This window comes from Methanoregula sp. (assembly GCF_050010295.1).
GTDB lineage: Archaea > Halobacteriota > Methanomicrobia > Methanomicrobiales > Methanospirillaceae > Methanoregula.
Window position 1 is genome coordinate 57,305 of sequence record NZ_JBEKLH010000001.1, and the last position, 17,004, is coordinate 74,308.

Annotated in this window: 18 protein-coding genes; 9 read left to right on the forward strand and 9 right to left on the reverse strand. The window is 55.0% G+C overall.

What is annotated here, in order from left to right; all coding sequences use genetic code 11:
* The first annotated feature begins 52 nt into the window (after positions 1 to 52).
* Genes ABSB80_RS00345 through ABSB80_RS00370 form a run of 6 tightly spaced genes read left to right on the forward strand, consistent with a single transcriptional unit; the run spans position 53 to position 6,125 of the window.
* On the forward strand, positions 53 to 670 hold the full coding sequence (locus ABSB80_RS00345) for a YIP1 family protein (RefSeq protein WP_428366999.1): 618 nt from the start codon (positions 53 to 55) through the stop codon (positions 668 to 670).
* Positions 671 to 679: 9 nt separating this feature from the next.
* Positions 680 to 949 (forward strand): hypothetical protein, encoded by a 270-nt coding sequence (locus ABSB80_RS00350; RefSeq protein ID WP_428367001.1) that lies wholly within the window; start codon positions 680 to 682, stop codon positions 947 to 949.
* A complete protein-coding gene (locus tag ABSB80_RS00355; protein ID WP_428367003.1) occupies positions 946 to 2,181 on the forward strand; it encodes a hypothetical protein in 1,236 nt (411 codons plus the stop codon). Before ABSB80_RS00350 ends, ABSB80_RS00355 begins: the two co-directional genes overlap by 4 nt.
* A 40-nt stretch (positions 2,182 to 2,221) precedes the next feature.
* The gene (locus ABSB80_RS00360) at positions 2,222 to 3,889 is read left to right on the forward strand and encodes a PKD domain-containing protein (RefSeq protein ID WP_428367005.1); all 1,668 of its coding nucleotides are present in this window, start codon (positions 2,222 to 2,224) and stop codon (positions 3,887 to 3,889) included.
* Positions 3,890 to 3,891: 2 nt separating this feature from the next.
* Positions 3,892 to 5,658, forward strand: a complete 1,767-nt coding sequence (locus ABSB80_RS00365; RefSeq protein WP_428367007.1) for a WD40 repeat domain-containing protein — start codon at positions 3,892 to 3,894, stop codon at positions 5,656 to 5,658.
* A complete protein-coding gene (locus ABSB80_RS00370) occupies positions 5,655 to 6,125 on the forward strand; it encodes a hypothetical protein (protein WP_428367009.1) in 471 nt (156 codons plus the stop codon). The genes ABSB80_RS00365 and ABSB80_RS00370 overlap by 4 nt, the downstream gene beginning before the upstream one ends.
* A 475-nt stretch (positions 6,126 to 6,600) precedes the next feature.
* Here the strand turns inward: ABSB80_RS00370 and ABSB80_RS00375 are convergent, their stop codons facing one another.
* The 7 genes from ABSB80_RS00375 to ABSB80_RS00405 form a co-directional block, all read right to left on the reverse strand.
* On the reverse strand, positions 6,601 to 6,825 hold the full coding sequence (locus ABSB80_RS00375) for a helix-turn-helix transcriptional regulator (protein ID WP_428367011.1): 225 nt from the start codon (positions 6,823 to 6,825) through the stop codon (positions 6,601 to 6,603).
* 16 nt (positions 6,826 to 6,841) lie between these two features.
* Entirely contained in the window at positions 6,842 to 7,420 is a 579-nt protein-coding gene (locus ABSB80_RS00380; protein ID WP_428367013.1) for a DUF2178 domain-containing protein, read from the reverse strand.
* Positions 7,421 to 7,425: 5 nt separating this feature from the next.
* A complete protein-coding gene (locus tag ABSB80_RS00385) occupies positions 7,426 to 8,679 on the reverse strand; it encodes a hypothetical protein (protein ID WP_428367015.1) in 1,254 nt (417 codons plus the stop codon).
* Between the two features lie 80 nt (positions 8,680 to 8,759).
* The gene (locus ABSB80_RS00390) at positions 8,760 to 9,722 is read right to left on the reverse strand and encodes a hypothetical protein (RefSeq protein ID WP_428367017.1); all 963 of its coding nucleotides are present in this window, start codon (positions 9,720 to 9,722) and stop codon (positions 8,760 to 8,762) included.
* 189 nt (positions 9,723 to 9,911) lie between these two features.
* Positions 9,912 to 11,474, reverse strand: a complete 1,563-nt coding sequence (locus ABSB80_RS00395) for a hypothetical protein (RefSeq protein ID WP_428367019.1) — start codon at positions 11,472 to 11,474, stop codon at positions 9,912 to 9,914.
* A 625-nt stretch (positions 11,475 to 12,099) separates the two neighbouring features.
* Positions 12,100 to 12,537 (reverse strand): SRPBCC family protein, encoded by a 438-nt coding sequence (locus ABSB80_RS00400; protein ID WP_428367021.1) that lies wholly within the window; start codon positions 12,535 to 12,537, stop codon positions 12,100 to 12,102.
* A gap of 166 nt (positions 12,538 to 12,703) precedes the next feature.
* Positions 12,704 to 13,780, reverse strand: a complete 1,077-nt coding sequence (locus tag ABSB80_RS00405; RefSeq protein ID WP_428367023.1) for an NOG1 family protein — start codon at positions 13,778 to 13,780, stop codon at positions 12,704 to 12,706.
* Positions 13,781 to 13,841: 61 nt separating this feature from the next.
* On the opposite strand from ABSB80_RS00405, the gene ABSB80_RS00410 reads away from it, so the two are divergent.
* The 3 genes from ABSB80_RS00410 to ABSB80_RS00420 all read left to right on the forward strand — a co-directional run bounded on the left by ABSB80_RS00410 (position 13,842) and on the right by ABSB80_RS00420 (position 15,325).
* Positions 13,842 to 14,720, forward strand: a complete 879-nt coding sequence (locus tag ABSB80_RS00410; RefSeq protein WP_428367025.1) for a CBS domain-containing protein — start codon at positions 13,842 to 13,844, stop codon at positions 14,718 to 14,720.
* 54 nt (positions 14,721 to 14,774) lie between these two features.
* Complete coding sequence (locus tag ABSB80_RS00415) at positions 14,775 to 14,984, forward strand: histone family protein (RefSeq protein ID WP_428367027.1); 210 nt, start codon at positions 14,775 to 14,777, stop codon at positions 14,982 to 14,984.
* Between the two features lie 86 nt (positions 14,985 to 15,070).
* Positions 15,071 to 15,325 carry a PRC-barrel domain-containing protein gene (locus tag ABSB80_RS00420; RefSeq protein WP_428367029.1) on the forward strand — a complete coding sequence of 85 codons (255 nt, stop codon included), beginning with the start codon at positions 15,071 to 15,073 and terminating at the stop codon, positions 15,323 to 15,325.
* On the opposite strand, the gene ABSB80_RS00425 is transcribed toward ABSB80_RS00420, so the two are convergent.
* Together ABSB80_RS00425 and radA are read right to left on the reverse strand one after the other, a co-directional pair.
* Positions 15,307 to 16,005, reverse strand: a complete 699-nt coding sequence (locus tag ABSB80_RS00425) for a phosphoglycolate phosphatase (RefSeq protein WP_428367031.1) — start codon at positions 16,003 to 16,005, stop codon at positions 15,307 to 15,309. The genes ABSB80_RS00420 and ABSB80_RS00425 overlap by 19 nt on opposite strands.
* Complete coding sequence (radA, locus tag ABSB80_RS00430) at positions 15,999 to 16,976, reverse strand: DNA repair and recombination protein RadA (RefSeq protein WP_428367033.1); 978 nt, start codon at positions 16,974 to 16,976, stop codon at positions 15,999 to 16,001. The genes ABSB80_RS00425 and radA overlap by 7 nt, the downstream gene beginning before the upstream one ends.
* Between the last annotated feature and the right edge of the window lie 28 nt (positions 16,977 to 17,004).

Genomic DNA, 17,004 nt, shown 5'->3' on the forward strand with positions numbered 1-17,004 from the left:
ACTCTGCCGGGTTGCTGCGGGGATAAAAAAGATATATCCGGGGTTGGTGTGAATGGATCGAATAACCAGGATTAAAAACCTGCTCTTCTATCCAAATACATTTTTCTCTGAAATTACGAAAGAAAAAGAAAATCTGACGTGGCCGGCCGTTATCGTAATGCTCGGTGGAATCAGTACAGTCATAAGCGCTATAATCTCCACTGCATTTTCACATCCTTCTTCGGTAAATTCTGCCTTTGTGAATCTTTCGACAGCACTAACAAACAGCTACATTTTCAATTTTATCATTCCTTTCGTAATGTGGGCGGTAGCCTCAGTCGCTATCTACGCGATTTCACGGAGGTTCTCCGGCAGGGGCTCCTTGAAGGCCACTTTTCAGAACATTGGTTATGGTACACTCCCGACAAGTCTATTCTGGGCATTGTCCTATTTCCTGACGACCATTACGATACTCACTCAAACCCCGATTACTTCATTTCCGGACAATCCCTTCGTCCACGCGAGTATCGTTTTCGGCATGATCTCACCGGTATTCTTTGTCTGGAACTGGTACCTCTGGGTATGTGGCGCCAGGCAGACACACGAAATCCCGTTGAAAAACGCGATTCTTGCAGTCGCGTTCGCAGTAGTTTTGCAGGGGACTGCGAATCTCGCAGGGTTGTATTTCTGAGGTAATACCATGAACCTGAAAACACGAAAATTTCTTGTGCAACTCACCGTGATTGTAGTTATCGTCGGCATATCAGGATGGGTTGGTGATTACGCCGCGTGGATCGTGAGCACATCGACAACCGTGAAGAACTCGATGCTGGTCCAGATCATATTTTTCATTGGATTGGTTGCCGGATGTCTTATGGGCCTTGTATGGCAGGAACTGGATCGCCGGTATCCTTCGCAGAACCCGGATGAACTACCGAAAAAGGGAGCGGATTCCCCGGAGAAGACATGAAGAAAGAGGCAGCACGGATCTTATCAGGACACATCCTCATTCTTCTCCTGCTGGCAGCGACGATCTCATCCGTACATGCAGCCAGGGCAAACGACAGAATGTATGTTTTCAACCGGCAGGGCGATGCGGGAAATATTTCATCGTCTTCAGTTCCTCAAGAAACCCCGCACTACCTGTATGATCCGGAGACCGGGGCATTAACAGGCTACGGCACGACACCATCGCCCGAGGAACAGAAGATCATCGATCAGATCCGGGGGCCAGGGTATTCCCCGTTTCCCGCACCAACCCCGCTCGCGATGGACATGTCGCCGGAAAAGCCGGTCTATGCATACGGTGATCCGGTAAAAGTTACCATCACCCTCTCCAATAACATTGCAGATTTGTTCACCTTCCCGGGTTTTCCACCGGCCATTGAGGTCTCGACCCGGCCGGACGGGTGGAACAAGGGAATAGTCCGGAACCTTTCCCATGGCGAAGAGACCCGGATCCTTAAACCTCACAGTACGACCGGCACGATCCTTACCTGGGATCAGTGTAACGATTATCAGGTCCAGGTGGACCCGGGTGTGTATTATCTGACGGCACAGGCAAAGTTTATTCAGAATCTCACCCGGGATTCAACCATTACATTCGGTCCGGATCCCGGATTTATGAATGCCCGATCGGAAGTCATCATCCAGTACCCGCAGGGTGCGCTGGCCGGTTCCCTGTACCCCGATACAACGGTAACCGATAACGAAGTAACCGCAACGCTTGAATCTCTCGCACTCGACGAACGAGGGGGCTTTGCAAACCTGACGGTCACCGCCCCGGCGCCCCGGAAAGGTTCTGATTCACCCCCGGGATTCTCGCAGGTGACCACTGAATACCGTGTCGACGACGGAACAGCGCGGGATTTCCGGGACACGTTATCATCCTGGTACGGAAATGGCGTGAACAAGGTCATATTGCATCTGGCACCTGTCCCCTGCGATGCCCAGAAGATCCAAATCGCCGTGACCAAATTCGATCCGTACCGCGGCCACTGGAATTTCACCGTCGATACTTCAGCAATCCGCACCTGTGCAGTGGATAACGAGACCCTGTTCTCCCGGGAGATGATGCTGGATTCCAGTGCGGCGAAAAAGCCCGCAGCCACACGACCCTCGCCGCTTTCTCTTATTTTCCCGATAGCGGCGCTCAGCCTCATTGGCGTGATCTCGTTAATGCAGAAAAGATGGAAGCGGTAACATGAAATCCCGTCATTACTTTTTATCGAGATACTGCCTGATGATAGTGGTCCTGGCACTGATGATCATACCTGTCGCACAGGTATCGGCTGATACTATTCAAACCGTGATCGTCCCGAACTCCGGGAAATATTCCCTGCCGCCATTGCAGGTCAACAGTTCGATGGAACCGGTGATCCTGAACCAGGAACTCAGCACGGCGGAACAAACCGGTGTTTATCTGATCCCCACCGGTTCGATCATCCTCCAGTCAGACGATGGAGTCGACCGCGTTTTTTACCCGAACGGTACCCAGTTCCTTGCCGTGTACGATACCGGCGCTCAGCATAATCATAACGTACCAAACGGGGCGTTCGTTGATTCTGAGGGAAATATTACCTTTGTCCTTTCCGGGAACCTGCTGGTGATGACAATCATCGATGCAACAGAGAGAGGTATCGCAACGCCGACACCGGCACTGCTTGTTGCATCGTTCTCACCCATGCCAAATCAGGGAAATCCTCCCCTGAAAGTACAGTTTTCAGATTATTCGCAGGGGACAATCACCGGCTGGAACTGGTCTTTTGGCGACGGCTCTGGTTCAATTGAACAATATCCGGTCCACACTTACCGGGTCAACGGTACCTACAATGTAACCCTTACTGTCAGCGGACCGTCAGGGACAGATACCTTCACCTACCCGGGATGCGTCACGGTCGGTCCCCAGCCACCGGTTGCACAATTCGGCGCCGATCCTCAGCGTGCCGATTACGCACCTCTCACGGTCACCTTCAACGATAACTCAATGGGGGACATTACGGGGTGGCTCTGGACCTTCGGCGACGGAACTATCTCGGCAGAACAAAACCCGGTGCATACCTACCAGAAACAGGGGAACTACTCGGTTGGGCTGATGGTCTCCGGACCGGCTGGCACCAGTACGGTGAAAGACTGGGCCTTTATTCTTGTCGGCCCGTTCCCGCCGGTTGCTGACTTTGACGTTATTTACACCTCGCATCCGGCACCATGCAGCGCTGAATTCCAGCAATATTCCCAAGGTACGATCACGCAATGGCTCTGGGACTTCGGGGACGGAACAAAATCCACGGATAAGAAACCGGTCCATACATACCAGAGAAATGGGAATTTCACGGTCAACCTTACCGTTACCGGCCCGGAAGGTACCAGTTCAAAGAGCCGGCCCTCTTTCATCCATATTGGTGATCCGTTCTTTATCACCGCAGACCCGGTCGGCATTCATTCGGTGGGCGAGACGTTTGTCCTCACCGGATCAACAAATCTTCCCCCGGGTGAATTGATCAACTATTATATTGGTACGAGTGCCTTCAATCCCGGAGGTCCGCAGTTCGGGAACCCGAGCAATGCATCCGGGATGACCAGGGTTGTTACGGGAAACGCCGGGAACAACAGCTGGTCTTTCACGCCCGATACAAAAGATTTCAGGCCGGATGAGTACCTTGTGGATCTCGATTCGCCAACGTTCAACACCGTTCAAGGCAGTTTCGTTTTCACGCTCATTAAAAGAAAACAGACTCTCGTGGAACCTCCCCCACCTTCACCGGTAACGCCAACGATGCAACCCCCCATGTCCGTTAATACTTCGGTTTCATCCATGACGCAACCCTCGCCGGTCCCTCTTATTTTCACCCTGTCGGCATTGGGTATCATCGGTGTAATTTCATCAATGCAAAAAAAGTGGAGAGGCTAATAATGAACTTCAGCCTTCGTTCGCTTACCGGCAGTTACCTGATCGTTGTGGTCCTGTTAGCGATAATGGCTTTTTTTGTCACACCGGTATCGGCCGATAAGAATCAGACGCCGATCATTCCTGACTCCGGAAAATTTCCCTTCCATTCGCCTGCTCCGTCAATCATACCCATGTGGACCTCTCCGGTTTCGTTGAATGACAGCACATATCCAAACGAGAGGCCTCTCTCAATTTCCGATGGTGGCGACTCGTTGGCAGGGTCATCAGATCATACCATCAGTTATCTTGACCGGAATGGCACGATACTCTGGAACTATCATAGTCCGGAAGAAATCCGGAATGTCATGATATCCGGCGATGGGTCCACTGTTGTCGCAGGATTCTGGGATAATTCGTTGTTGGTTTTCGACCGGAACGGCACGCAAACCCGGGATATTCAATTTGATACCTGGATTCCGGCGATTGCGGTATCGGAAGATGGGCGTTACATCGTCGTTGGGGAAATGAATCGGACTCTTTCCGGGGGCCGTATTTCATATTTCGATCGCGGCAATCCCGTTCTCTGGAATTACACAACTTCTGTTCCTATCGTAAGTATAGCAGTATCTGATGACGGGCGATATGTGGTCGCCGGTGGATTGGGATATGATTCGTGGCTCTCTCCAAGTGATAATGATGTATATTTCATGGACCGCACAGGGCGCTTGTTGTGGGTGGACAGGACACTCGGCGGGAATAGTGTCGCGATGACCCATGATGCGAGATATGTCGCCGTTGCCTCTAAAGGAAGAAACCGGATAACGCTGTTTAATCGTGAGGGGATATCCCAATGGTCCTACAAAACCGGGGCTGACATAACAGACGTGTCACTATCCTCATCCGGAGATAAACTGTCAATCGTCATCAATCCGGATCAATCACTAGGCAATCAGGAACCCTCCAAAATACTCACCTATAACCGCAAGGGCATGCTGCTCTGGACCTGGCCGCTCACCGGCACCAATCACGACGTGATTTCGAGCTCGGGCATCTCCGGAGACGGGAATATCGTCGCATTCGGTACCACTGGCGGAAAGATTGTCGTGCTTGATGGCAAAGGTACGGTGAACTGGACGTTTGACGCCCGGTCACGGGTTAAAAAAATCTCGCTCTCCCGGGATGGCCAGTATGTCGCGGCTACGACAGAGAATGAATTCTTCTTTTTCAATCGCTGGAACAACCAAACAATTCCTATGGTTATGATAACACCGACAGCAGTTGTTGACTTCCCAAATCATTCTTCTACGGCGACGAAAACTCCCACAAAACCCCAGCCCGCACCGCTATCGCTCTCACTCGTAACTTTTGCGATTGGGTGTGGTTGTGCAATCGCCACCATCCAAAGGAAGCGGTCTCACAGCAGCCTGGATTTTGCCGAAGCGGCTGCCGAGCCGGCTCCGGAAGAAGGTCGCTCTCTTCGAACAGAAGATTGCGAAGTTTCCGCAGCGGAGGTGGTCGCGATGGTCCGTATCCGGTCGAACGACGAGAAGGAGATCCCGCTCTGGCTCCTCCCGCAGATCATCTCGAAGCAGATCCGGAAGACCGGTGACAGGATCTATCGCATCAGCGTGAAGAGAACGCACTGGCATCACTACAACGTCTCGGTCCGGACGAAGACGCTGCCCCGCGAGCTCGCGCCGGGCAGCCTCGCCGGCTTCTCGTTGGCCACGCAGCCGGATGCCGGCAGACAAAGAATGGCGACCGGGGCCGCCGGGGGCAGGTCCGTATGACCCGGGGGAGGCCACCTGACCAGGCACTCAGGGAGGCAAAGGCGATCGCACGCCGGCAGGGAAAACTCTGCGAGAACTCCCGGGGCCGGGGTCTCCTGTACGACTTCGCCATCCACCTCGCGTTCCTGACGATCTATGTCCAGGTCCGGCGGATGAAGACGGTTGCCAGCACCGCGGAGGACATCCTCTCCGCGTGTGCCCGCGACATCGCACGGATCCGCCGGGTCCCGGCAACAGCCGTACTCATCCGGGAGCTCTGGGTCAGGTCTCCGACCGGGACGTGGCGGTACTTCCTCGTGCTCGACGACCTGCTCGTGGAGATACCGCCGGAAGCCATGCCGGAGAACATGGCCGGCTCCCGGCTGCTGAAGGAAGAGGCACCCGGGCCGGACCGGTCGTCGCTGCCCGGAGGGGCTCCGGTGGTGGGGGAAGGATACTACTGCCCCTTTATGGTACCGTCGAAGTGATCCCCCGGATCCATTTTTTCAGGGTGTCTGTGACTTATGATCCCCATGAGAGATATCTCCTCTTAAAATGCCCAGTTTGGCAAAATAAGCCCGATTTGAGAGGTCGGTTTTTTGAGGGTCGCGCTTTTTGGCGAATTACAGCACAGTGATTTTGAGATACGGCTGTATTGTCCTTATTTTGCTCATCTGAAGGGCATTTTGGCCTCTGAAAAATGTCTCTTTATTGCCTTTTGGATGAGCGATTGCTGCCCAAAGGCAGCAGGAGCTTGAGAAGAATGCCGGAGGCATTCTTCGAACGATGATCCGGGAGCTGGGATCCTGTGGAAAAGGTCGTCCGGGGAAATGGCAGGGGGTTGGATCTGGGTGCTGAAATTTGAGGGTCAAGCCCACTCCCGACAAAGAACAGTACGATGATTCATCCAATCGTTATTAACAGTATTTTCGTCGGAGTCAGCGTGCTGGACCTGAAAGGAGATTACCCCTCGTCCGATGATGGCCCGTCCTTGTCTTCCTCGTACGTGAACACGTCGTCGATCCCGACATTGAAAACATGGGCAATACGGTACCCGAGCTTCAACGACGGGCTGTACTTGTCCTTCTCCATGGAGATGATGGTGTTCCGCGTAACTCCGACAAGCTCTGCGAGTTGCTCCTGGGTCATTTCGTGCTCGGCGCGGAGCACGCGGATCCGGTTCTTCATTGCAAGCCTTGTGTAGTTAGTATTTTCTGTTGTAATAGAGATAAAATGCTCCGAACGTTGCGAGGATTATGACGAGCATGCTCCCGACGGTCATCCCGACAAGGCCCCGGTTCTCGTTCTCCCGGTAACTCTCTCGGAGGTAGGAGCAGTAATCCATGGCTTCGGATTCATTCATCGCGTTGATATTGGCGATCGTTGTGGACCGGATGAGGTTTTCCGGTTGTTCCGGGCCGCCCGGCCGGTAGAGGTTGATGGTCATGGAACTTGTCCCGTCAGCATTCGTGGATACTTTCCCGGTTATGGACGGGGCGAGTGGTGCACTTACCACGTAGGAATACAGGATGACCGTAGCGATGGTCCCGGCGATCACCAGAACCTCGAGGGTGCGGAGCGCAGCCTTCGACCGGATCCGGGCCGTACGTTCATCTGCTATCACCCCGGTTACATTCTGGCGGCAGGCGAGGAAGACGATGACCCCCAGGGGAATGGCGATGACGGGGACGATGAAGTTCCCGGCAGCCATCGACCAGCCGGTCATCGCGGCAACGGCCGAGGCCGTGAGGAGGGTGCAGAGGAGGTAGGTTATCCGTTTCATGGGTATCAGCCCCGGAGGGTAAACTGTGCAGTTCCGGAGACGTTGCCGAACAGGACCTTCTTTGTTGCCGGGTCCTGCGTATACGTGGATGCATTTACTTCGTACGTTGACGGCCTCAGCGACGCGGTTTCGATCGTCAGCGACCAGAGGTTTACGTCCCCTGCGCCCCGGACAACTTCTGTGCCACCCATAATCCCGGAAAAAAACCCGCCTTCCGCCCCGGTACGGGGATCGACGATGACGGAGTAGTCGGAGGTGAATGACGGGGTAACCTGCACCATGATCCCGTCGCCCGCCGGGAGGTTCGTTGTGCCTGTGAGGGTGAGGCGTTCACCGAAGAAGGGTTGCACACCCGGAGTATCAACCGTGATGAACGGGGTTCTGTTCGCCCCCGTTCCCGGTGCCGGTATGGCGGCCTGGCTGTCTTCCAAGGTAAAACCGGTGGAACCGGAGAGTTCTCCCGGCGAGATATTCCCCTCACTGATATTCCCCTGTATCGTGGAGACGTTCACGATGTACGGGCCCGGGATCAGCTGTGTGGTGTCGACCCCGAAGGACAACCGGTTGACACCTTCCGTCCCCGGGAAAACCGCGATGAGGCCGGTCACCGTCGCTCCGCCCTTCGTTGTCATCTCCCGGGTCTTTGGATCGAGGGAGAAGGTCGAGGTGTTATCCTGCTGAATGACGGCGTAGAGGAGGTCCGTGTCCACCGGCAGGTTCGTGGTGCCCGTTACAAGGAACCGGTCCCCGATCCGTTTCGTCCCGATCGGGTTTACGGTGATAAACGGCGTCCGGTTTACCCGCGGATTTACGGCTCCAGCCGGTCCCCCTGCCGGGGTGCCGAGCGTAAACCGGGATGTTGCGAGCAGGTTCCCGGTGGTGATGGTGCCGTCCGTCGCATTGATAATGAGTGTCGTAACGTTTATGAGGTATTCCCCAGGTGCGAGGCTGGTCGTGTCCACCGCGGCGGACCAGGTGTTGGTCATGCCGGAACCCCGTTCAATGATTGCATCTGTCCCGACGCCGTTACCGGCATCCGAACCGGAAGCCGGGAGGATATCAAGTACCAGTTCCCCGCCTGCCGGAAGGTTCGTAGTCCCGGAGATGACCATCAGATCGCCGGCATCCAGAGGGGCTGCCGGATTGATGGATGCCGTGGGGAAGAAGGTGAAGGTGCCGGTGATGAGGATGCCCGCAAACAGGATCGCGAGGATCGCAACGGCAATGATGCCGGCCCAGTTCAGGTATTTTTTCTTCATAGGCTCACGATGTAATATATTTTGTGCATCTGGTGAAAAATGTTTAGCTTTGGTTTTCCCGGATCAACATTTCCTGTGCGTTATGTCAGATTGAACGTTGCATTACCGTAGAACTCCTTTACGGTGAAAGCCTCGTTTACCGTCGAAACATGGACGATCATTCCGGTTTTTGGCAGCATAATCGTGTCCACCGGGAACGACCAGCGGTTAGTATCCCCGGTGCCCTTTACAACGGCAACGGGATATCCAATCATGTTAAATTGCCAGTCGCAGGGATCCTTTGATATCGTCGCCGGTCTCTTCGACCGGTCTTCATAATATACCGGCCACACGGTACCGTACAACATGGTGCCTTCAACAAGATTGGTTATGCCCGAAATCCGGAAGATGTCGCCTTCATGCCGGTCGCCGATGGGATCTACCGTGATGTAAGGATACGAACCGGAACCGCTGATGGTTGCGGTCTTGGAACCGTCCTGGTAATACCTGATGGCTTCCGGGCCCAGGAACGTGCCTGAGAGGTTGAACTGTACCGAACTGTTTATTTCACCGCCCGGGGTAGACACCAGGTAACGGTATTCTCCCGGTCTCATCGAGTCCGTGGAATCGAAGACAACGGTCCAGCGGTTTTCCCCGCGGGAGTCCGGGCAGGCTATTGCATTTGCTATCACCGCCGGTTCCCCGGTGCTTTCATTAATCTCTTTCAGATACACCGGTGACGCGGGAGGCAGGTTTGTTGTACCGGAGAAGATTATCAGGTCACCGGTGGTTTTGTTGCCGATGGGATCGATCGTGATAAACGGGGTGGACGGAGCCGGTGCTGACGCGGTCTGCGTTGTTTTCAGCGGAGCCGGTGCAGCCGTTGTCCCTGTCGCGACAAAGGCGCCCGCGGCGGGGTTTTTACTCTGCTTGTCATTTGCGGCGGTTACCTGATCCTGCGGGCCCTGAGTGGATTCCATACAGCCGGCGATCACCAGGGTTGCGGCGATGATGAGTACGGCGAGACAGGTGAGCCCGATGTTGGGTTTCTGGTCTTTTTTCATGATTTCTCCTGGACGGGTCTGGCAGGGTGCTCAGCTTCATTACGAGGGAGAGCAAGCGCCGGATTTTTTCCCGTAGAAGGAAAGACAGCAACGGGGGCGATGACCCGGTTTCCGATCTTCGCCCGGGTTTTTGCCGTCTCTCCCGGTCTCCGGAAAAATGAGTGGGTGTTCCGGTGGTGCGCATAACCGTTATTTCAGGGTGAAGAGCACGTATCCCGTCAGATCGCCTGTCCTGAAATCACCCTTCGAGAGGTCCCCGGCGACTGTCGATACGGATACGTTGTACTGCTCCGGGAGGAGCTCGTACGTATCCAGGGCAAACGACACGCGGTCGGTAGTGCCGGTCCCTTTCGTCACCTGGGAATTGGCCATCATCCCGGTCATGGTCCCGGTCTGGTTTGGATTGGTTGTGAGCGAGGCCGGTGTTACCTGCCACATGACTTCGGTTCCCACGGGAAGGCTCGTCGTCCCGGTGACGAGGAACTGGTCCCCGAATGACCGGTCGCCGATCGCGTTCAGGGTTATGAAATCGTCTCTGGTGATGGTTGCCTTTACCGGCGTGTCCGTGGTAAGGTAGGTGCCTTCCAGCGTGAAGGAGGCGGACGCAGTGACATCGCCCTTACGGTAATCTCCTTTTTCCACGTCACCGATCATGTTGGTGACCGTGATCGATTTCGTGCCGGGTTCGATGACGGAGGTATCGATCGCTGAGGAGAAGCGGTTCACTCCGCCCGTGCCTGCACGCACCCTTGCACCTCCATTGGAGCCGGGGATCTGGACTATCAGGTCAGTTCCTACCGGAAGGTTCGTCGAACCCGAAACGACCAGGAGATCCCCGGTCGTCTTGTCGGCGACGGGATCGATGGTGATGTACTGTGCCGCGTTATTTCCGGTCGTGCCGGTGGCGGCTGCGATGATGTTGAAGAGTGCCGAACCGGTGTACATTCCCCCGGTGCCTGCAGCATCGCCGTTCACGTCAGAGACAAGGATGATATGTTCTTCGGGAGAGAGGTTCCGGGTATCGAGCGTCACCGTGAAGCGGTTGTCTGTACCCCGGCCCTCAGTAACTTTTGTACCCGATGCGATCTCCGGGTTCATCACGGCGTTTGCTATCGCGGCACCGTCCGTGGATGAAGGGATTACCTTAACGACGAGTTCCGTGCCGGCCCGGAGGCTGGTCCTGCCGGTCACGACCAAGGAGTCCCCGGCGGTCGTATCATGGATGGCATCGATGAGGATACCGGCCGCGGCAGCCTTGTCCTGAGCCGCGGACGTACCGGCAGCAGCTGTTCCCGATCCCGGGAGAAGGGTGAGCCGGGCCGTGCCGGAGATATCTCCTTTCTTAAAATCTCCTTTCGCAGGGTCGCCCGTAAAAGTTGATATATTCACCAGATATTCCACCGGCTGGAAGGTCGAGGTGTCGAGAGGGAATGACCAGGTATTGGCACCCCCGGTCCCGCCCGTGACGGTGATGGTCCCCGTGGCCCCGGAAAATACTCCGCTCCCGGTCCCTGTTTTGTCTTCGAAGGATGCGGGATAGACTTCCGCGAGAATCTCCGTTCCGGCCGGGAGACTGGTTGTACCGGTAATGGCGAACTGGTCGCCAATGTTCTTATCGCTGATCGGGTCAACGGAGATGAACGGTTTTGCGACCGAAGATCCGGTGACCATGCCGACGCATATCACGGCGGCAATGATACCGACGGCAAGGATGCTGCCGTACATGAGAGTCTGGTGTTTCATCGTTCCCACAATGTAATATATTTTGTGCATTGTGTATAAACTTTTTGGCATATTGCGAAAATTTTTTTGCAAAATCGAGAGATTTTGATTTTGAGGGACTCGACCGGTCGTCGGTATCTGGAGGGGGTTTCAGTGGTAGGGGGAGGGTACTTCTGCCCGTTCCTGGTACCGTCGAAGTGATCCTCCGCTTCCTTTTTCAGGTATAGCTTGTACCTACAATCCCCCTGAAAAATAACTGCCCGCAAAATGCTCAGTTTGGCGAAATAAGCCTGATCTGAGAGGTCGGTTTTTGGAGGGTCGCACTTTTTGGCGAATTACAGCACAGTGATTTTGAAATAGGACTGTAAAACGGTTATTTTGCTTATTTGAGGGGCATTTCAGCCTTTGAAAAACGTCTAATTGTTGCCTTTTGGATGAGCGATTGCTGCCCAATGGTAGCAAGAGCTTGAGAAGAATGCCGGAGGCATTCTTCGAACGATGATCCGGGAGCCGGGATCCTGTGGAAAAGGTCGTCCGGGGAAATGGCAGGGGTGGAAAATGAGAGCGGGAGCGGGAGGCTACATCTGGGGAACAGGATTTTATCGGCTATGTTCATCGTTTTGGGCTGTACGCTGGCTATAGCCGGCCGCTCCTGCTATCCGGTTTGCTCTGCTCTGAATTTCAGCGCCTTATTCATTTCTTCAAAACTGCGTCGCGTATCGGTATCCAGTCCCAGTGCAAACAACGGGACAAGTAAGCCCGTGAAGATCTCACGCTGGATAAAACGAACCCGATCTGTTTCCAACGGTTCGATGGTAAAGATGTGCTCACCGTCAAAAAGTCCGGGTACGAGAAGATGGCCGGACCACCGCAACTCCCGGTTCGGCTCGGCTTTGAGAACAGTCGGGCGGAAGATCATTCCCCTCGTACCGGAAGGCTGAATGGTGACTTCGAGCCGTTCCCCCACCAGAATGTTTCCCCTCGCCCGGCGGATAAACGGGTTCCATCGTGGAAAACTGGTAAAGTCGGTGAGGAGTTGCCACACCTTTTCCGCCGACACCTGAATTTCAATTTCACTCCGGAGTTCCTTCATCGTTCCTTCCTTTGAGGGAGTAATTTCGGATAAAGTTTGTTATCATTCCTGGGTGACCCCGGGGCTATGACAATACGACTCCAAAATTGCATACTGCCGGGATTACAATGAGAGGCACAACCGTTTACGTTCGCGGGCTGTGGGTCGTCGCCACAGATCAGACAAGCTACCGGGAAACTTCTGTCTTCGTCCGGGGCTTCCTCACCCTCTTGGGCTTCGGCTTCCGTTCGCGCCCGCCTTCCTCTCCGGTAATGGAATATTCATCAGCAACTATCTCTTCGGGTTCATGGGAGAGAGGAGACAGAATATCCGAAGCCCTCTTTCTCTCCTCCGGTGCCGGCTTGTGGACGAGAATAGCGTCCAGCACCGCATCCACCCCCTCGCCCGTCAGCGTGGACATGGTGAGATACCCTTCAGACACGGTAATATCCGATTTGTTTGCCACGACAACGATCGGCACAGCCACCATCCCCTGTACTTCCCCGAGCAGGTTGAGCTGCACACCCATCGGGTAGCCGCAGTGCTCCGAAGGGTCGAGAATAAAGAGGACCACATCGGCGACATTCATTATGGCGGAGAGTGCCTGCCGTTCGATCTGATTCCGCTCCTCCGCCGGGCGGTCGAGGATGCCGGGCGTATCGACGAACTGGATCCGCTCCCGTCCCATCTCCCGGTGCCCCACGATGATACCTTTTGTGGTGAACGGATAGGAGGCAATCTGCGGTTCGGCAGAGGAAACGCGGCGGATGAACGAGGATTTTCCAACGTTCGGGTAACCCGCGATCACAGTCGTGAATGCGTCTTCGACATGGGGAAGTTTGCGGAGCACGTTCCTGACCTCGTTGAGGAAGCGGAGGTCTTTGTCAATCTGGTGGACCATGGAAGCGAGCCGGGCGACCGCCCGTTTTCTCAGGACAAGGGTATCGTCCGCTCTCCGCGACTGCATGGCGATCTGGCTCCCCACCATCTTGGTGTGCTTCGCAGCCCACCCGACAGCACCAAGGGACTGTTTTATGGTATCGATCCCGTACAGGATGTCGGCCATTTCCCGGTAAAACGGGGGGATCTGGTCAAACTCGGGAAACCCCCGTATGATATAGACAAGCCGGTCGTGGATCGCCGCGCCGACTGCACGGACGAACTCCTCGTTCGCCCGCTCCTTGTTGATCTTCTCCTTCATCTTCTTTGCCGCACGGCGGAAACTCCGGTCCAGGATCTCATCGGCAGTCGGGACCGTCGGCATTTTTTCGAATTCCACAAATCGCCTACCTATATATTTATGGAATGCCATACGGTTTATCGTTATGGACCTGTCCCTGATCCAGAAGGATATCCTCATCACCCTTATCACCCTCTACCACCAGCAGTCGCATTCCATCAAAGGGGAAGATATTGCCGAGATGATCCAGCGCAACCCCGGGACGGTGCGCAACCAGATGCAGGCCCTGAAAGCCATCGGGCTCGTGGACGGCGTACCGGGCCCGAAAGGGGGATACATACCGACGGCCCTTGCCTATGCGGAACTCAACCTGAACGTTTCCGGAGGCGACTATGATGTCAGGATCAGCAGGAACGGGGAGCCCGTCTCGGGAGCAAATGTCAAGGAGATCGATTTTACCACGCTCTGCCACCCGGATGTCTGCCACGCGGTGATCAAACTCGTCGGTTCGGCAAAACTCTTCGAGATCGGTGACCAGATCACGATCGGTCCCACGCCGGTCAACAAACTCATGATCCGGGGAGAGGTCTTCGGCAGGGACGAGTCCCGCCAGTCCCTCCTCATCTCGACATCCGAGATGATCTCGCTGCCCAAGAAGCCGATAAAAAACTACATGAGCACCCCGTTGAAGACCCTGAAAAGCCCGGATACGCTCATGGACGCCCTTCTCCTCTTCAACCGTGACCGCATCCATGGCGCCCCGGTCATGGATAATGGCCGGCTTGCCGGTATTATCACGATGAGCGATATTGCAAAGGCCATTGAAAAAGGACTGCCGCTCACCACGGAGGTTTCCGGGGTGATGACTGCTGATGTCGTCGAAGCGTCTTCAGATACGAAACTGTTCGAGGTCATCCGCAGGTTCAAGGAGCGGGAGATCGGCAGGCTGGTCGTGGTCGAGGACGGGAAACCGGTCGGCATCCTCACCCAGTCGGATATCATCCGGGTATTCCCCTCGTTTTAAATGCAATATCTTTAGATATGCCAAGGTAAATTGTATGGGAGGAACCGAGGTTTTATGACAGAACTTTCCCAGGCAGCTGTTGAACGTATCATCAAGAAAGCCGGTGCCGAGCGTGTGAGCTCCGATGCCACCGAGACCCTTGCCGCCCTGATGGAGGAATACGGCATCTTTCTTGCAAAAGAGGCAAAGAAGATGTCCGACCATGCTGGAAGAAAGACCCTGCGGGGATCCGACATCCGGATGGCAGCTGAAATATTCAAATAACGTTTGTGCGCCATTTGTCCTGGAAAATACTCTTTTTTCTCCGGTTTTTAGAACAATTTAAATATTTATACATCGTCAATTTTTTTATGACTCGTATATTTGCCCGCAGCCTTTCGAGAAAGAAGATCATGAGCAATGACGGCAAGCTCATCGGCACCCTCAAGAACATCCGGGTAGATTTTGATTCCGGGCAGGTCTGCGAGATGATCATTCACCCGGACCAGGCCTTTTCCACTGAGGGTTACAACCTGGAAGATGACAAGCTCCTGCTCATCCCGTTCGAGGCGGTCAAGGACATCAAAGACTATATTGTCGTGGATCGCTATCTCGCGAGAAAATAAGACGAATATTTTTTGACGGCTTCGGTGAACCCGTCGCCATATCCTTTTTCCGTGACATAATCGGCCACCGCTTTTGTTTCCGGATGCGCATTTGCCACCGCTATCCCTGTCCCGGCAGTCCTGAGCATCTGGATATCGTTGACTGAATCGCCGACCGCGAGGAAATCGGCCGGGGAAAGACCCATCTCCTCCGCGAGTGCTACGAGCGCCGTCCCTTTGTTGATGCCAGGGGACTGCAGGTGAATTGCATACCCGGTGTCAATCACCTGCACCGGGTGATCGCGGAGGATGTTCTTCACTTCTTCGACAGGGACCGTCCGGGCAAACGCGAGGTCCGCAAACCGGTACGCCGGGTTGAAGAGCTCGAGTTCCCGCCCCTTCTGCCGGTAATACGCCTGGAGTATTCCGAGGGCATCTTTACACTCTCCCTGGTCTCCGGTAATATGGAGGGGGCCGCTGAACCCTGTCCGGAATACCCCGCCGTTTTCTCCAATGAACGTGCCGTCAGTTCCGATCATCTTACAGAGTGCGTCCATGAAGCAGGACGTATTCCCGCTTGCCAGTACCACCCTAACCCCCCGATCGGTGAGGGACCGGATCGCTTCGATGGATCCGGTACTGATCCTCCGTGAGGGATCGGTAAGTGTCCCGTCAATATCGGTCAGGAGCGCTTTCAGCACGGTTTGAGACCCGCCTCTTCAACAATGAATGGAGCTTCTCCCTCGGGAAGGTTGGGGCTGTCCACGAGACGTGCAATGCGTTTTCCGCCTTTGCTCTTGCGCAGGTAAAGACGGAACGTTGCCGTATGGCCGACGATGTTGCCACCGATCGGTTTTGTCGGGTCTCCAAAGAAGACCGCCGGGTTGGACATGACCTGGTTGGTGACAAGCCCGACCGCGTTGTGCTCGTCAATGAGCTTGAAGAGCTCGTGCATGTGGCGGTTCAGTTTCTGCTGGCGGGCTGCAAGGGTTCCCCTGCCGGCATATTCTGCCCGGAAGTGGGCCGTGAGCGAGTCGATGATGAAGAGCTTGACCGGCTTGTCGCTCTCTTTCAGTTCGTTTGCCAGTTCGCGGGAGTTGTCGATCAGGAGCATCTGGTGGTCCGACGTGTGGGCCCGGGCAATATGGATATTATTCAGGAATTCCTGGGCATCCGGGATATCGTCGAGCCCGAGCCCGTTGACCATCTGCTCGATACGCTCGGGACGGAAGGTGTTTTCTGTATCGATATAGATGACGCTGCCGGCAAGACCGCCCTGTTCTTCCGGGAGCTGGACGTTCACCGCCATCTGGTGGACGATCTGGCTCTTGCCGGAACCGAATTCGCCGTACATCTCCGTGATCGCCTGTGTCTCGAGGCCCCCGCCCATCAGATTATCCAGTTCGGAGACCCGGAACGAGAGTTTCCGGACATCCTTTCTCTGCTCAAAGATGTCCTTCCCGGTCTTGAATCCCCCGACATCAGCTGCCTCCCGGGCGGCCTTGATGATCTTCTTTGCGGTCGATTCGGAGATCTCGGAGACCTCCGAGAGCTCTGCCGGCGATGCGGTTGCGATGCTTTCTACCGAGAGGTAACCTGCTTCCCGGAGCTTGTCTGCGGTGCTCGGGCCGACGCCCGGCAAATCTTCAATTTCCAATGGTCCTTCAGCCATGTCTTGTACATCTCCTATGGCACAACAA

Bases quoted from the DNA above. Each gene is read 5' to 3' on its own strand.
- ABSB80_RS00345 (WP_428366999.1), top strand. From the start codon at position 53: ATGGATCGAATAACCAGGATTAAAAACCTGCTCTTCTATCCAAATACA.
- ABSB80_RS00350 (WP_428367001.1), top strand. From the start codon at position 680: ATGAACCTGAAAACACGAAAATTTCTTGTGCAACTCACCGTGATTGTA.
- ABSB80_RS00355 (WP_428367003.1), top strand. From the start codon at position 946: ATGAAGAAAGAGGCAGCACGGATCTTATCAGGACACATCCTCATTCTT.
- ABSB80_RS00360 (WP_428367005.1), top strand. From the start codon at position 2,222: ATGATAGTGGTCCTGGCACTGATGATCATACCTGTCGCACAGGTATCG.
- ABSB80_RS00365 (WP_428367007.1), top strand. From the start codon at position 3,892: ATGAACTTCAGCCTTCGTTCGCTTACCGGCAGTTACCTGATCGTTGTG.
- ABSB80_RS00370 (WP_428367009.1), top strand. From the start codon at position 5,655: ATGACCCGGGGGAGGCCACCTGACCAGGCACTCAGGGAGGCAAAGGCG.
- ABSB80_RS00375 (WP_428367011.1), bottom strand. From the start codon at position 6,825: ATGAAGAACCGGATCCGCGTGCTCCGCGCCGAGCACGAAATGACCCAG.
- ABSB80_RS00380 (WP_428367013.1), bottom strand. From the start codon at position 7,420: ATGAAACGGATAACCTACCTCCTCTGCACCCTCCTCACGGCCTCGGCC.
- ABSB80_RS00385 (WP_428367015.1), bottom strand. From the start codon at position 8,679: ATGAAGAAAAAATACCTGAACTGGGCCGGCATCATTGCCGTTGCGATC.
- ABSB80_RS00390 (WP_428367017.1), bottom strand. From the start codon at position 9,722: ATGAAAAAAGACCAGAAACCCAACATCGGGCTCACCTGTCTCGCCGTA.
- ABSB80_RS00400 (WP_428367021.1), bottom strand. From the start codon at position 12,537: ATGAAGGAACTCCGGAGTGAAATTGAAATTCAGGTGTCGGCGGAAAAG.
- ABSB80_RS00405 (WP_428367023.1), bottom strand. From the start codon at position 13,780: ATGCCGACGGTCCCGACTGCCGATGAGATCCTGGACCGGAGTTTCCGC.
- ABSB80_RS00410 (WP_428367025.1), top strand. From the start codon at position 13,842: ATGGACCTGTCCCTGATCCAGAAGGATATCCTCATCACCCTTATCACC.
- ABSB80_RS00415 (WP_428367027.1), top strand. From the start codon at position 14,775: ATGACAGAACTTTCCCAGGCAGCTGTTGAACGTATCATCAAGAAAGCC.
- ABSB80_RS00420 (WP_428367029.1), top strand. From the start codon at position 15,071: ATGACTCGTATATTTGCCCGCAGCCTTTCGAGAAAGAAGATCATGAGC.
- radA (WP_428367033.1), bottom strand. From the start codon at position 16,976: ATGGCTGAAGGACCATTGGAAATTGAAGATTTGCCGGGCGTCGGCCCG.